The organism is Pseudoalteromonas sp. A22, from assembly GCF_018141345.1.
GTDB classification, from domain to species: domain Bacteria; phylum Pseudomonadota; class Gammaproteobacteria; order Enterobacterales; family Alteromonadaceae; genus Pseudoalteromonas; species Pseudoalteromonas maricaloris.
On record NZ_CP047238.1, the window covers coordinates 1723952 to 1739364 of the forward strand.

Consider the following 15413-nt stretch of genomic DNA (forward strand, 5'->3'; position numbering starts at 1 on the left):
GTAAGGTGAGCGCAATACGCTCACTTGTGCTCTTACTTAGCGCTAAGTATTCGTGCTAGTTTGTGCACATCATCAATAGCACGTTGTTTTGAGTGCTTATGCCTGTCGTCGCCAAACTCTTGATACTCAGATGCGATTTCATAAAACGCTTCAGCACCTAAATATGGAGCCAACTGCTCGATATGGCTACTTAGGTGATTCAAATGATATTGTGACTCACCTTTTTTAAATGCAAACTCTCCCCAAGATGCCAGTAATACGAGAGTTTTACCCGATAAAATTGGCTCAAGTGGTTTATCACCTCGTGCTAAATCAAAGCTGAAGGTCTTATTTACTCGGACCACCATATCAAACCAAGCCTTTAGCACAGCAGGCATACCGTAGTTATACATAGGGCTTGCGATCACGATAATATCGGCATTGGTCACTTCTTTGATAATTTCGTCAGACTCAGCGAGTACTAAGCGTTGCTCTTCGCTCAACACTCCTTTTGCAAATGCAGCCGCTATAAATGCTTCATTGATGAATGCAGGTTGTTTCACGGAGAGGTCGCGATGGGTGATTTCTACTTTATGTGTAGTTTGACTAAAAGTACTTAAAAACTGCTCTCCCAACATTCTGCTTATTGATTGGTGTTGTGTTTCGTTCTCACTGTACTTTCTTACGCTGCAACTTATGTATAGAATGTTTTTCATGGCTTAGCTCCAGTTGTATTATGTGCATTATTCTGTGCTTAAGTGAGCAATGTGACAACTGAGAAGAATCCATAGATAGATGAGATAAACTAACTTATAGGTTTGCTATGTTCACACATTTACCGTCTTTGAATAACATAAAAACCTTTGCTGTTGCTGCGCACTACTTGAGCTTTAAAGATGCGGCGGGGGTACTTAATGTTACGCCTACGGCAGTGTCACATCAGATAAAGTCACTGGAATCACAGTTAAGGGTTCAGCTTTTTGAGCGAAAAACGCGAGCAGTGCAATTAACATTACAAGGACAGGCACTTGCAAAGGTGTGTATTGATTCACTCAATATGCTTGATAATGCGTTTATTGAGTTTACTGAGCAAAAGAATGATTTGCTTATTTCATGTTGTAATTCATTTGCTGCACTTTGGCTTGCTCCGAATATGGCTGCCATTAATCATGCTTTCCCAAACCAAACCGTCACAATATGCGCGAGCGATCAACTCATTGATTTAAATAAAGAGAAGCATATTGATATCGCCCTGCGTTATGGCAAAGCGGATCCGAATTCTAATGAAACTCATCTTATTACCGAGAAAATTGGGCTTTATGCTAGCCCAAATTATCGGGTGCCAGACCAAGGTAAACCTGTACTATTTCTCACCCATTGGCAAGACGAAACGGGGCTTGAAAATATTCCTTGGCGAGCGCACATTAACGAAAGTCATTATGACTTGCGTTATTTTGAGCAAGAACACTTTGTCTTGCAGGCGGCTGTGGCAGGGCAAGGGCTGGCACTATTGAGCGATGTATTAGCAGAGTCTGCAGTTAGGCAGGGGTGGTTAAGTAAAAACTCGACAATGGAGGAATTTTCAGGCTATGGCTATTGGCTCCGGCAAACGGCTTATCGCAAGAGTTCTGCGATTGTTCACCAGTTTACCATTTGGCTGGCAAGCGCGTTACAAAATATCAAGGCCGACAAAGATAAGGACATAAGATAAAAAGATAAAGGACAGGCACTTTTATCAATGAGCAAATAAGCCGTTTTTTAATATTGATCTATACTTTTGTGGAACTTAAGTCCTTATTCGAAAAGTGTTTATTGCTAGGTGGTGATGTGATGATAAAAATCCTGCTGATGAGTCTCATTTTATTTCCCGCTTTATGTTTGAGTGATGATTATACCTTCGCCTTTGTGCCGCAGCAGTCTGCAAATAAGTTAGCCAAAAATTGGCAGCCTATTCTCGATTATCTCAGTGATAAAACCGGAGATAATTACACGTTTAAAACCGCTAAAGATATACCAACCTTTGAAGCCCGGGTGCTGCAGCAAGAGTATGATGTGGCATACATGAATCCCTATCACTTTGTTGTATTTAATGAGCGGGCAGGTTATCAAGCTATCGCCAAGCAAAGAGATAAAATGATAAAAGGGATCATCGTGGTTAAAAAGGGAGCGGGTATCACTGACTTATCGCAGTTGCGAGGAGAGACACTTGCTTTTCCGGCTCCTGCTGCATTTGCTGCGAGCATTTTGCCCCGAGGGGAATTGGCGAAACAAGGTATTGAATTTACGCCAAGATATGTATCTTCCCATGACTCCGTTTATCTCAACGTGTCGAGAGGGTTTGTCAAAGCGGGGGGCGGTGTCATGCGTACTTTCAACAACGCCGATCCTAAAATTAAATCACAACTTGACATTCTCTGGACGACAAAAGGTTATACACCACATGCATTTGCCGTAAAAAGAGCAATGCCAGAAGATGCAAGGCAAAGATTAGTAGCGGCGTTGACCTCTCTTGAACTGAGTGAAGAGGGGATGAGGCTACTCGAAGCGGTGAATTTCAAAGGCATTATGGCAGCGTCGAATGAGGACTGGCAAGACGTAAAAGCGTTAGAATTAGAAACCTTGGTTGGCAAATAGTACTCGGATGATTAAGAAGCGCCACGACTGAATGAAAAGGCTATCGTTAAGACTCAAAACCATGATTGGCACCGCTATTATTGAAGCGGTGCTGTTGAGTGCGCTCATATTTGTGGTGATTGATTTTATGATGGAGTCCGCAAATGACGCCATGAATAAACGCGCAACCACGACTGCACGTTTGTTTGCGAGCGCGACCAAAGATGCTGTGCTGTCGTACGATTTAGCCACGCTAGATGCTTTTACCAATGAGTTATTAAGCAACCCAGATATCCTTTACGTTAAAGTGATCGATGGTGAAAGCCAAACACTTTCCTTTGCAGGAAACGAGCGCTTTAAAACGCGCACATTTGAAGATGATACGTTAGTTGCGAAAGTCACGGACGGTATTTTTGATATTCATGCTGATATTGTTGAGGGAGGGACACTATTTGGCACTATTCAGATAGGCATAGATATTGGCACCATAAATCGAACGATGTCAGAAGTAAAACGCTGGACGGTTTCTATCGCGCTGTTTGAAATGGCGTTAGTTGCTATTTTCTCTTATTTTCTGGGGATATATCTCACAACCAACCTGTATATATTGAAAAGCCAAGCTAAATTTATCGCTCGTAATGTCAAAAAAGGCGTATTTGATTTCAAATGGAAACCAATACAGAGTAAAGATGAGTTACAAGAACTGTCTTTAGCGTTTGATGAACTATCACAAACTTTAGCCGAAGAGCATGAGCGTCGAGAACGATATAAGCATGATTTGATTGAGCTAAATAAACACTTAGAAGAACTGGTGGCACAGAGAACTGAAAAGCTGAATCAGAAAAATCAGCAGCTTGAGGCCACGAATAGAGAGCTTGAAGCCGCGCAGCAACAGCTTGTTCACTCAGAAAAAATGGCCTCTGTGGGTCAATTGGCTGCCGGAGTTGCCCATGAAATAAATAATCCGCTCGGTTTTGTGATGAGTAACCTTGATGTGATGCGTCACTATCATGGCGATTATGCTGAGCTTGCAAAGCGTGCGGTTCAGCTTGGACTTGAACCTGGTGAACGTCATGCGTTCAATCAATTTGTTAAAGACAAAGACTTTGCTTTTATTAATAGCGATTGTACAGAGCTTATTGATGAGTCTATGACTGGGCTACAAAGAGTTTCTGCGATTGTGAACGACCTCAAGCAGTTTTCAAGAGCTGATACTATTCAATTGCAACCTTGCGATATTAATGCATGCATAAAGACAACGTTAAATCTGGTTGAGAGTAAGCTCAAATATCATGCGAACGTGATCACACAGTTAGGTGAAGTCCCTCAAGTGCTGGGGAACCAAGGTAAGCTAATTCAAGTAATGACAAACTTACTCATCAATGCAGCGCAGGCTTTAAAGAGTGAAGGAGAGATTAAGGTAACAACGTATTTGGAAAATGGCAGTGTTGCGATCAGTGTGCAAGACAGTGGCATTGGGATCCCCAAGGAGATCATCGATAAGATATTTGACCCGTTTTTTACTACAAAGCCTGTCGGTAAAGGCACAGGGCTCGGGCTCTCCATTAGCTACGATATAATCAAAGAGCATGGAGGTGAGTTATTGGTTGAGAGTGAAGAGGGCATTGGGACATGTTTTACTATTTTATTGCCATCATGCAAGTAAGCACGACCCTGATACGAAACGTTTTAATCCACAGCTAATAAGTCCTTTGTGGTTAAAATCAATCAATGGACACCTAATTGTACGGAATAACGGTCGCTGTGAACGACCGTTTTGCAAATTGTTTTTTTACTGTAACTCAACCGTCAAGGTGCGACCGTAACTGGGGGTGCCGATATGCAGACGAGCAGGTTCGTCAACTTGAAAGTCCATTGTACTGATGTCAAATCTTAGTTGTACATCGATGAGCGCTTTACATGGATCATATTCACTCATATCTACTAAGTTAAACATATATTGAGGAGGAAAGCTTTCTAATGAAGTGCCATCCCACTCTAGTGCAAATATGTGTTGAAAACAACCACCACCATACCTTGCATCAATGACTAACTGGCTTGCAGAACGGTCATAGTAAGCGCCTTTCAGCCAAAGCATATTTGCCTGTTTTTGCGTTAGTGTCTTGACCGTTTTACCTTTAAGATGAACGGTCTCTTTATCCTGTGTGTTAGGGTCATTGCTTGGCTGAATGATTCTCGCACCATTTGCTTCTGAATTACCTATCCAAGGGGCATCAACTACAAATGGGACGAGCATATCTGCGCCAATCATAGAGGTAGGTGTAACAGTCAATTCGTAGTTCCAAATCCCGTCTGCGGGAGGAACTACAGGGATCATTTCATTCAGTGAAACATTTAAGTTCGTACTAGAGAGTTGTCCGCTAACTTGAACTCTTCCGTTCTCAGTGATGTCGATCGATTGAATATATGCAACAGCCATTGTTATCTCCTATTTCAGCTATTCCCTGAAACTTCTAAACTGGGCTGGGAAGTCCCAGTTCAACCACATAACAATAGAGAGCGACAGAACGATTCTATCGCAATTTTCGCTGATGTTAATTCTTCAAGTGTTGGTGTTGCTATGGCCTCACACTAAATGAAGAATTCACAAATGAGTAAACAAGTATAGACAAAATTACAAATCTGGTAGCGAAACAACTCATGCTTAAGATGATGGGCTAATATAGAACATGTTTTTTGGTTGCTTTCTTTAATTGGTTTACTCGTTATTTTTATTAATAAAGACGCGAATACGATGTTTATCTGGGTCTAATACGATAAAACTATCGCCATATACCTCGGCTTGCGGGACCTGAGCAAACTCAATATCTAGTAACTTCCATGTATCGTATAAAGCAAAAAACGCCTTTTGGCTTGGTTGCATAATAGAGATTTCAGTACCGCCCCCGGTAATGCGACTTGGTGGTGTAAGGGCTGTGTTTTGTTTAAGTGCAATGGAGATGTTGTTTGCACACTTCATAGAAACAAAAGTTGGAGAAAGCTTTACAGTCTCACATTGGAATAGCTGTCTATAGAACGCTTCGCTAAGCTTGATATCGCTTACATATAACACCAAAGAATCAACGGTGACCATCATGGAATTCCATCATTTTTTAAAAAGTTGCAGCTACGATACTCTCTCGGTGTGTCAGCTATTGTCAGTAGCATTACGCTGAGTTAATACCTTGGGCTGAGCATTTAATCGAGACAGATAGTCCCATATCACTTTAACTTCATGTTATTAACGCTTACAGTAATCTCGCACACTGTCTAACGGTGTGTAGAGCAAAGTGAAACTGGTGTTTTTAACAAAAAGGAAAGGTTGTATGGTTACTTGTTACTTAAAATATGTTGTTGATCCGGCAAAAATTGCTGACTTTGAGGAATATGCCAAAATGTGGATCCCACTCGTCAATCGTTTTGGTGGGCAGCATAATGGCTACTTTTTACCATCGGAAGGTGCAAGTAATATTGCCTTGGCATTATTCACCTTTCCCAGTCTGGCGGCTTATGAAACGTATCGCAACGAATCGTTTCAAGACGCACAGTGTCAGGCTGCAATTAAATTTGCAGAAGATACCGGTTGCATAATCAGCTATGAACGCAGCTTCTTTAGACCTGTATTTGAATAAAGGTGAGTAAATGGAGCTGAACATCCCGTGCAACTAGATATTTCTGCCAATCTCAAACTACAAAACCTTGCTTTGACGCATGCAAAGCCATTATTTGATTGCGTACAAAGTAGTCGCGCAAGTTTACAAAACGTGTTGCCGTGGGTTGCGACATTACATACCGAGGCTGATGCAGAGCGATACATCGACACACGTATAAACAACCAAGTTGGCGGACTTTGGTCTGCTATTGAATTTAATTGCGAGTTTTGTGGTGTGTTTGGGATCAAGTATATGGATGCGCAAACGCAAACTGCCGAAATCGGCTACTGGCTTGGCGAAAAGGCAAGAGGTCACGGCTTAATCGGTCTAGTGCTTGAACAGGTTATTGCCAGGCTTCGAGAGGTAAGTGATATTAAAACTGTGGAGTTTCAATGTTTACAGTCAAATATTGCGAGCCAGCGGATCATTGAAAAAATAGGCGGCCAGTTTGTTGAGTCCTGTGTCAATGATCTGGGCGTAGCAGGTGACGAGCCGTTATATATCTATCGACTCGCACTTTAGTTTCGCCTTTTTAGAGGAACGAGCGCATAGTTGCTATGCGCTCAACTGATTAGTTTACCTCATATTTAGCAGGCACAGCTCGGCTTCGTAGGGTAGTGACGATAATTTGCGGTAATAGCGGCATTACAATCATGCCAACCATCAAACTATACTGAAGCGGCGTGAACGTCTCGCCCAGTAGCACCAACCCCGTCAAAATACCTGCAACCGGATTTGCAATACCACCAAAGGTAAAGTCCACTACAGACATACGCTGCAGTAACCACACGTACAAGCTATAACCCAGCGCAGTGTTCAGGAGTACAACCCATAACATGCCACTGAGATTGGTCATCGAGAAATTGTTAAAAGCCGCAATATACTTAGCTGGTGCGATCAGGCCGTGAACGCTTGATGCGAGCGTGAGAATAACGCCGCCAATAATGAGTTGCCAAGTTAACACCGTCCACCAATGCATGCGATCACCAAGAGACTTAGTGATTGAGCTGCCGATCACGATACAGGTTATTGCCGCAAGTATTGCCGCTAAACCAAGAGGGTTTAAACTCAGTGAACTCGGATCAAATAACAACCAGGCCAACACAATAAGCGCCGCGCCGCATAACGCTTGCACCAATCCCGGACGTTGCTTATTGACCAACCAATGATAAAGCATGGCGAACACCGGCACAGACACCATGCCCACGCTAGATATGGCAGATGGTAGCGTTAACGACATCACGAAGATCATGCTAAAAAACGCCGCGATATTAATCGTCCCTAGGCCGAATAATATTTTCCAGTCAGCTTTTTTTGGCACACTCGGCTTAACTGCTAGCAAAATAAGCCCAGCCGGAAGCGCTCTAATAGCGCCAAGTAAAAGAGGCGGCCAGTCCGCAAGGGTGTATTGTGTCACCGCATATGTGGTACCCCATAAAAATGCAGGGATCATCGCGAGGAGTATATTCACATTAACTATCTTTATGTTGAGATACTTTGCGCTAAGGTATTACTAAAAACACTTTTTGTAAAGTATCTTTATGTTAAGATATTTCTTTACAAAGTTTGTTGTCGGGGCAAATATTGATGGATGCGATTGATAGAGTACAAGAGCAGTGGGCTCGCGAAAAACCACAGTTAGAAACAACGCCCATGGCGATAATGGGTCGCTTAGTGCGCATAGCTAAACATATGGAAGCCGAAGTTGAAAAGCTACATAAGCAATACGGCTTAAATTTGGGTGAATTTGATGTGTTAGCTACCTTGCGCCGCAGCGGCAAGCCATTTCGCTTAACTCCATCAGAGCTATTTAAAACCATGCTACTCACCTCTGGCGCGATGACCAATCGTTTAGATAAGCTAGCGGCAAAAGGCCTTATCAAACGTGAGCATTGTAAAGAAGACCGCCGCAGTGTAACAGTTGAATTAACAGCAGAAGGCCTCGCCCTGATTGAAAATCTGATTGAACCGCATATCGCCATTCAAGCCCAATTGGTTGAAGGGATGAGTAAAGAGCAGCAAACCTTGTTAAATAGTGTGTTAAAAGAATGGTTAACGCAATTTGAGTGAGGGTGTAAACAGTCTTGTAGGCGGTTCACCCGCTGAGAAGTGATGCCGCCTTTCGGATGTGAAGGGGGAAGTGGTGTTGCCTGCGTCTTCAGGTTTTACGTAAGCCATTGGACTGTTTGCTAGCAGCACATAATCATCATGGTGTAGTAGGTTCGAATAACCGAAGCGCTATTCGACCCACTAAACCTTTGTACTCATCACGTACTCTGGATACCCTGTATGTTCATCTTTTTGTTCAGCGATAACACTAAAACCTTGAGATAGGTAAAACTGATAGCTTGCTTGATTTTCTTTGTATACACAAAGCGTCAATATCGGTCTTTGATTTTTTGCATGAGTAAGCAATTGTTTGCCTATGCCGGTTCCCTGTAGCTTTGGTTTCACAAATAGGGCGGCTAAGCTGTTTTGGTGTAAAGCGTAAAACCCGACAACGTCGGAATTCAGCTCGTAGACGTAAACCTCTGAAGCAGGGAGATAAATATTACGCATATTTTCTAAATTAGCTTGCCAAAACTCAGCTGAGATAAAGCCGTGTGCTTGAATGGATGCGCTCAGCCAAATTTCAAGTATGGTATCTATGTCATCTTCAGTGTATTTTCTTATCATGATTGCAGCGCCCGTAATTTTTCGAGCACTTCATTAAGTACAGCTATTCCCATTGTTTTTTCCACGAGGGAATTCATATCCCCTTGAAGAAATTCATTCCAAGATACGGTTTTGGCGCCTGAATTGTGTGCATATCTACCATACGCAGATAACACAGTCTCATCATCCTGAATGGAGACGAGATAAAGATTTTGATCTGGCGTATCAAGCCTACGCTCGAATAGTGTGTTAGGTTGTTTATATTCCATGACTGTTTATCAAATAAAAAAGTGGCGATGTGAATTCAGGTCTCAAGTCTGTGTTGAAGGTGCTTAAAACGTACAGTGATTACCTTTTCATTCCTTGTGATGTGCAAATTATCACTGGACCATACTTGGTACAAGTGCTTTGTTGGCGAGATGGCATGCTTAATCTTTAAAAAAACCAAAATAAATTACAAGGCCGACCTAAATACGTTAACTTGAAATCGTCTTTTTTGATTGGTATCAAAGCGCATCCACGCGTTCCTCGTTCATTCTTTTGAAACGACGCGATCGAGCGAACCAAGAAAACGTCGCCCTAGCATCACACTTAATCCTCAAACCCTAATCCGATATAATGCAACCGCCTTGTAAGGCACGCCCCTGTGTCAGACAAGACTTAGCCGACATCCTGTCGGCACATTGCATATCGGCTTATACTTTTCGGGTGTGATGGAGGGGATAAGTTGCTTGTATGAGCCTCTACTGTTTTGGCGATTAAGCTGCTTGCAAGCATTGCAAGAACTGTTAGCACATTATGTCTCCAAATTTGCAGTATAAATATTTTTGTGGGAGGCGGTTTACCCGCCGAGAAGTTATGTTTTCGAGCTATTGTTGATGATGAGTTTGCGGGCGACCACTTCGAGTTGATTAATGAGTAGAGCCTTCCTTGACTAATATCAAAGCGCATCTATGCGCTTTTCGTTCATTCTTTTGAAGCGACGCGATCGAGCGAACCAAGAAAACGTCGCCCCAGCATCACACTTAATCCTCAAATCCTAAGTCGATATAGTGCAACCGTCTTGTAAGGCACGTCCCTGTACCAGACAAGACTTAGCCGACATCCTGTCGGCACATTGCATATCGGCTTATGAATTTCGGGTGTGATGGAGGGGGAATAAGTCGCCTGTGGATTTCTACTTTCTCAATAGCGATAGAGTCGTTTACAAGTTCAGAAAATTAAGGCTCCAGTCTCACAGTGTAAATAGCTTTGTGGGAGGCGGTTCACCCGCCGAGAAGTTATGTTTTTCAGGTGTGACGAAGGAGAATAAGTTGCATGTGAGATCTTCTACGATTTTACAGTAAACCCCAAACAAAAAAGCCACCTGGTTAAGGTGGCTTAGTCCAAACCCGCATCTGGTTATTTATGCTTTACAGCCCACAGATGCAGTAGTTCGTGTGCAATGGTGGCGGCGGCGATTGCGGTGAGCTCGCTTTGGTCGTAGGAAGGGGAGACTTCTACTACGTCCATGCCTATCATGTTTAGCCCTTGCAGTGCGCGTAAAATCTTCAGCACTTTATCGCTGGTTAGGCCGCCGCATACCGGGGTGCCGGTGCCTGGTGCGAATGCTGGGTCTAGACAGTCGATATCAAAGGTTAAGTACACGGGCAAGTCGCCGACGCGTGCTTTGATTTGTGCTGCTATTTCTTCGGCGCTTAAGTCATTTGCTGCCATAGCGTCAATCACGCCAAACTCATGACCTTGCTCTGTGTACTCGGTTCTAATGCCAATTTGCATTGAATGCTCAGGGCTTATTAAGCCTTCAATCGGAGCGTGATAGAACATAGTACCGTGGTCATAGCGTGAACCTTGGCTGTATGTGTCTGTGTGCGCATCAAAATGTACGAGTGCCATTTTGCCGTGAATTTGCTGGTGAGCACGCAGCAATGGCAGGGTCACAAAGTGATCGCCGCCTAGGCTTAATAGCGTTTTACCTTGCTGCAAAATTTGCAGAGCGGCTAGCTCGAGTTGCGCAGTAAAATACTCAGGATCGCCAACTGGGTAGGTGAAATCGCCAGCGTCCTGAAGTTTAATTTTGTCCCACAATGCAAATGACCAGGGATATTTTTTACTTTCCCAAGCTAAGTGTACGGATGCGCGACGGATTGCATCTGGACCCAAGCGCGCGCCTGGGCGTCCAGAGGTTGCCAAGTCAAATGGCAAGCCAAGTACCACAACGTCTGCATCAATATCTGTGATATTGCGTACCATTGGCTGACGTAAAAACGTCATGCCGTTGGAGTACAGAGAATGATCGGTGTGATCGAATAAGTGGCTCATGGGTTAAAAATCTTCCAAATAAGTATAGCCGTCAAGGCCGGTTTCAAGCTCTGCCAGGCAGGTAGCTCGTTCTTCAAGCGGTAGTTTGCTTTCAACTAGGTTGGCAAAGTTACGCTTAAATTGTTCAACATCAAGGTGTACATAACGCATCATATCGGCAACGGTGTCACCCGCATCGACATTACCAAGCGACAATTCGCCCTGGTCATCTAATGTGGCTACAACGGTGTGGGTGTCGCCAAATAGGTTATGCATGTCACCTAAAATCTCTTGGTATGCACCCACCAAGAAAAATCCCAATAAATAGGGTTTATCTTTGCAAAACTCTGGTACTGGTAGCGTGGCTTCAATACCTTGGCCATCAACATAATGCTCCACCGTACCGTCAGAATCACAGGTAATATCCAATAATACCGCGCGGCGCTTTGGTGCCTCTGTTAACCCGCTGAGTGGCAGTACAGGGAATACCTGTTCAATACCCCAAGCGTCTGGCAAAGATTGAAATAGCGAGAAATTCACAAAGAATTTATCCGCAAGCTTAGCACTGAGCTCGTCAATAATTGGGCGATGGAAACGGTTTTTGTTATCCATACGCTTGTTCAGCTCATAACATACACGCAGATTTACTTGCTCCGCCCATGCTCTTTGCTCAAGGCTTAATAGGCCCATCGCAAATTGGCTGTGTACTTCTGCCAAGTCGCCCTGCGTATCATGAAAAATTTCAATCAATGCGCGGTCGTCGCTCTGCTCGTTGAGCGCCTGCCAAGACGTCCACATATTGTGTAGTAGTCTTGGGGCGTCATTTACCGGTGCAGTTATCTCTTCTACTTGATAGCTTTCAGTGCCAATCACATCGGTGATTAATACCGCGTGATGCGCCGTTAACGCACGACCCGACTCAGAGATGATCTTTGGCATTGGCTGATTGTATTGCTTACAGGTATCGCCTACAGTGTAAACGATGTTGTTTGCATATTCAGCTAAGCTGTAGTTCATCGAGTTGGACGACTGGCTACGCGTTCCATCGTAATCCACTGCAAGTCCGCCACCTACGTCTAAATTCAACAGGTTTGCACCTAAACGGCGTAATTCGCAGTAGAATCTAGCGGCTTCACCCACACCAACGCGCACATCACGAATATTGGCCATTTGCGAGCCTAAGTGAAAGTGCACCAGTTGCAGCGCATCTAGCATGTCAGCTTGCTTTAATTGGTTAACAACCGTAAGGACTTGCGATGCAGACAGACCAAATTTGGACTTTTCGCCGCCGCTTGCTTGCCATTTTCCTTTACCTTGTGATGCCAAACGTACGCGTAAGCCTAAACGAGGTTTAACGTTGAGTGCTTTGGCTTCTGCCATCACGATGTCGAGCTCAGAACGCTTTTCTAAAACGATATAAACCTGATGGCCTAATTTTTCACCGATAAGCGCAAGACGGACGTATTCTCTGTCTTTGTAGCCATTGCACACGATCACTGCGCTGGTTTTTTCACTGAGCGCCAATACGGTAAGTAACTCAGCTTTACTGCCAGCTTCTAAGCCAAGCTGTTTTTTATCGCTGGCTGCTTGGCTTGCGATAAGCCCCTCAATGACTTCTTTTTGTTGGTTTACTTTAATTGGGTAAACCAATAAATAATCTTCTGGGTAGCTGTAATCAGTAATCGCCTGATTAAACGCACCAACAATATTATGTACGCGCTGTTCTAGAATTTGTGGAAAACGCACTAGCGCAGGAAGGGTATAACCCTCAGATTTAATTTGTTGTGCAATGTTTGTCAGAGTTACGGCGTGCTGTGGCTGCTGTTGGTTCGGCATCGCAGTAACCTCTCCCTGATCATTAATACCAAAGAAGCCTTGGCTCCAGTGGCGCACGTTGTAGCATTCACGTGCTTGCTCAGAAGAGGTAAATTTGGTCATTCAAGTTCCTTAACGTAAGTTAGAGTTCAGCCTGCAGTGCGCCATCAATGGCGGCTACTCACTGAGTGATAGGTAGAATTAACCTGAACTCGGCATAACATCTGGCCAGAGCGATATTACGCTTTTGAGCATGGATATTTTAGTTGGTTAACTAACTTTTTATCCCGAGTTCAGGTTAATTAATTTTCGCGCATTAGACACAAATAGAAAGTCTCAGTCTAATGAGTTATTTTGCTCGTCAAGAGTGACAAATCTTTCCCTTAGTTTAGTTGCGCTATAACGTGAATTAAGTGAGTGTAAACAAGGAGTAGTAAATTCTACTCTCGGGTTTTTTAAGCTAACGTTTCATCAAAACGCAAGGTTTGCATCGATGACAATCAATATTATTTATATCGTTTTAGGTTTATCACTGTTGGTATTCGGTGCTGACCGTTTAGTCGCGGGCGCATCTAAACTGGCTGCGAGCTTCAACGTACCCAGTTTACTAATTGGATTAACTATTGTGTCCTTTGGTACCAGTGCTCCTGAGCTTGCGGTCAGTGTGCAATCTGCAGTAGCTGGGCAAGGCAGCTTAGCTGTTGCCAACGTGCTTGGCAGTAATACCTTTAATATCTTATTTATATTGGGTATATCAGCGCTGATAGCGCCGCTGGTGGTGTCACAAGCATTGGTAAAAAGAGATATTCCTATGCTAGTGATCGCCTGTTTTATTGTTGCTGCGTTGGTTTGGGATGGTGAGCTAGGTCGCTTTGATGCTGGATTGCTGAGTTTGCTCTTGCTGCTGTATGTTGTGTATTTATTTGTGCAAGGTCGTGCGCTTAGTCACAAAAATGATGAACCAGCGTCATCGCAACAACCAAACCGCTGGCGTGAGCGCGCTGTTAATACAGTGCAATTTATTTTAGGGCTTGGTTTGTTGATATTTGGAGCACAGTTGATGGTTGATAACGCGGTGCAACTTGCCCGTACTTTAGCGGTGGATGAAGTGATGATTGGCTTAACCATTATTGCAATAGGTACTTCGCTACCAGAAGTGGTTACCTCAGTAACGGCGAGCATAAAAGGGCATGCTGATATAGCGGTAGGAAATGTGATTGGCAGTAACTTATTCAATTTACTCGGTGTCCTAGGCGTGGCTGGACTTATCAGCAATAGCCCTTTGGAAGTGACAAATCGTATGCTAAGTGCGGATATTTCGGTCATGATCGTTGCAACTTTACTTTGTACTCCACTACTTATTTCAGGCCAGAAGCTTAGTCGTCGAGAAGGTGGTATCTTGTTTATGGGTTATGTAGCTTATTTCATTTATACGTTGAGTTAATAAAGTTTCAGAAGTTTCTGAAACTTTATTGAGTTTATCGAGTAAACTAATTAGTATGTTATTGGGAAAACTTAAAAATGAGAAAGGACAATGAAAACAATAACATCAGCAGTACTCGGACTCGTCGCTTACAGTTCAGTGGTCAGCGCCAACCAATCAGTTCATGAACACGATTATCAATATGTGGAAATAAACGGCAACAAACTTGCCTATGCTTGCAAAGGAGAGGGCGAGACTACCGCACTTTTACTAGCTGGGATGGGCCTTGATGCTCATGAAACCTACAAAAACACCATTCATAACATAAATCCAAAAGGCTATCGCTTATGTTTTTATGATAGAGCGGGGACCGGAAAAAGCACTTTTGCGAAGCCTCGAGTACGGACTATGTTGGAGCTTACACAAGAGCTTGAGGCATTCACTCAAGCCACTAAAATGGATAATTTGGTACTTGTACCTCACTCTTTTGGTGGTTTTGTTGCAAGAGCCTATGCCAACCGAAACCCTGAAAAAGTAAAAGGTATGGTGCTTATCGATATCGCTCATGAGTCTTGGTATCACGATATGAAAAGTAAGATGTCCAAAGAAGCATGGAAGATAATGGAATGGATCATCAACTGGGAGCGAGATACTCATTCACTAGAAGACTTGGAAGAAGCTTCTGCCCATACAGAGATGTACAATATCAACCGGAAAATGCCAGTTACTATACTGTCACGTGGGATCCCTCATGTTTCTATCCGCTCTACCGGTATGAGTTATGCTGATGTTGATGTTTATACTCAAACTTCAAAAGACTCCCAAATAAAGCTGCAAGAAATTGGCGATAATGTTACGCCCATTACCATGAAATATGCGTCTCACCTGTTTGATGAAACAGACCCATTTATTGCCATCAAATATATTGAAGAAATGGTGAAAAAGGTACAATAATATTTTTTACGCAAAGGGTT

Annotated in this window: 16 protein-coding genes; 8 read left to right on the forward strand and 8 right to left on the reverse strand. The window is 43.4% G+C overall.

Annotation, left to right across the window (positions count from 1 at the left end; translation table 11 throughout):
• Window positions 1–32: 32 nt before the first annotated feature.
• Entirely contained in the window at window positions 33–695 is a 663-nt protein-coding gene (locus GSF04_RS12510; RefSeq protein WP_211859673.1) for an NAD(P)H-dependent oxidoreductase, read from the reverse strand.
• Between the two features lie 107 nt (window positions 696–802).
• On the opposite strand from GSF04_RS12510, the gene GSF04_RS12515 reads away from it, so the two are divergent.
• The 3 genes from GSF04_RS12515 to GSF04_RS12525 all read left to right on the forward strand — a co-directional run bounded on the left by GSF04_RS12515 (window position 803) and on the right by GSF04_RS12525 (window position 4258).
• Window positions 803–1690 (forward strand): LysR family transcriptional regulator, encoded by an 888-nt coding sequence (locus GSF04_RS12515; protein ID WP_211859674.1) that lies wholly within the window; start codon window positions 803–805, stop codon window positions 1688–1690.
• Between the two features lie 119 nt (window positions 1691–1809).
• Window positions 1810–2613 (forward strand): phosphate/phosphite/phosphonate ABC transporter substrate-binding protein, encoded by an 804-nt coding sequence (locus GSF04_RS12520; protein ID WP_211859965.1) that lies wholly within the window; start codon window positions 1810–1812, stop codon window positions 2611–2613.
• A gap of 31 nt (window positions 2614–2644) precedes the next feature.
• On the forward strand, window positions 2645–4258 hold the full coding sequence (locus GSF04_RS12525; protein WP_249122480.1) for an ATP-binding protein: 1614 nt from the start codon (window positions 2645–2647) through the stop codon (window positions 4256–4258).
• A 126-nt stretch (window positions 4259–4384) separates the two neighbouring features.
• Here the strand turns inward: GSF04_RS12525 and GSF04_RS12530 are convergent, their stop codons facing one another.
• Both GSF04_RS12530 and GSF04_RS12535 read right to left on the reverse strand, forming a co-directional pair.
• A complete protein-coding gene (locus tag GSF04_RS12530; RefSeq protein ID WP_211859675.1) occupies window positions 4385–5032 on the reverse strand; it encodes a hypothetical protein in 648 nt (215 codons plus the stop codon).
• A gap of 279 nt (window positions 5033–5311) precedes the next feature.
• Window positions 5312–5689: a VOC family protein gene (locus GSF04_RS12535; protein ID WP_249122481.1), complete on the reverse strand. Its 378-nt coding sequence runs from the start codon at window positions 5687–5689 to the stop codon at window positions 5312–5314.
• A gap of 229 nt (window positions 5690–5918) precedes the next feature.
• Here GSF04_RS12535 and GSF04_RS12540 point away from each other — a divergent pair, with 229 nt between their 5' ends.
• Complete coding sequence (locus tag GSF04_RS12540; RefSeq protein ID WP_010604531.1) at window positions 5919–6224, forward strand: NIPSNAP family protein; 306 nt, start codon at window positions 5919–5921, stop codon at window positions 6222–6224.
• Window positions 6225–6251: 27 nt separating this feature from the next.
• A complete protein-coding gene (locus tag GSF04_RS12545; protein WP_211859676.1) occupies window positions 6252–6767 on the forward strand; it encodes a GNAT family N-acetyltransferase in 516 nt (171 codons plus the stop codon).
• A 49-nt stretch (window positions 6768–6816) separates the two neighbouring features.
• Here GSF04_RS12545 and GSF04_RS12550 read toward each other — a convergent pair whose 3' ends face one another.
• Entirely contained in the window at window positions 6817–7716 is a 900-nt protein-coding gene (locus GSF04_RS12550) for an EamA family transporter (protein WP_211859677.1), read from the reverse strand.
• A gap of 116 nt (window positions 7717–7832) precedes the next feature.
• On the opposite strand from GSF04_RS12550, the gene GSF04_RS12555 reads away from it, so the two are divergent.
• A complete protein-coding gene (locus GSF04_RS12555; protein WP_211859678.1) occupies window positions 7833–8315 on the forward strand; it encodes a MarR family transcriptional regulator in 483 nt (160 codons plus the stop codon).
• A gap of 180 nt (window positions 8316–8495) precedes the next feature.
• Here the strand turns inward: GSF04_RS12555 and GSF04_RS12560 are convergent, their stop codons facing one another.
• The 4 genes from GSF04_RS12560 to speA all read right to left on the reverse strand — a co-directional run bounded on the left by GSF04_RS12560 (window position 8496) and on the right by speA (window position 13139).
• Entirely contained in the window at window positions 8496–8921 is a 426-nt protein-coding gene (locus tag GSF04_RS12560) for an N-acetyltransferase (RefSeq protein ID WP_211859679.1), read from the reverse strand.
• Complete coding sequence (locus tag GSF04_RS12565; protein ID WP_211859680.1) at window positions 8918–9169, reverse strand: hypothetical protein; 252 nt, start codon at window positions 9167–9169, stop codon at window positions 8918–8920. The genes GSF04_RS12560 and GSF04_RS12565 overlap by 4 nt, the downstream gene beginning before the upstream one ends.
• Window positions 9170–10301: 1132 nt before the next feature.
• Entirely contained in the window at window positions 10302–11222 is a 921-nt protein-coding gene (speB, locus tag GSF04_RS12570) for an agmatinase (protein WP_010604538.1), read from the reverse strand.
• Window positions 11223–11225: 3 nt separating this feature from the next.
• Complete coding sequence (speA, locus tag GSF04_RS12575; protein WP_039495609.1) at window positions 11226–13139, reverse strand: biosynthetic arginine decarboxylase; 1914 nt, start codon at window positions 13137–13139, stop codon at window positions 11226–11228.
• Between the two features lie 370 nt (window positions 13140–13509).
• Between speA and GSF04_RS12580 the strand changes: the two genes are divergently transcribed.
• Both GSF04_RS12580 and GSF04_RS12585 read left to right on the forward strand, forming a co-directional pair.
• Window positions 13510–14460 carry a calcium/sodium antiporter gene (locus tag GSF04_RS12580; protein WP_211859681.1) on the forward strand — a complete coding sequence of 317 codons (951 nt, stop codon included), beginning with the start codon at window positions 13510–13512 and terminating at the stop codon, window positions 14458–14460.
• Window positions 14461–14550: 90 nt separating this feature from the next.
• Window positions 14551–15393 (forward strand): alpha/beta hydrolase, encoded by an 843-nt coding sequence (locus GSF04_RS12585; protein ID WP_211859682.1) that lies wholly within the window; start codon window positions 14551–14553, stop codon window positions 15391–15393.
• Window positions 15394–15413 lie beyond the last annotated feature (20 nt).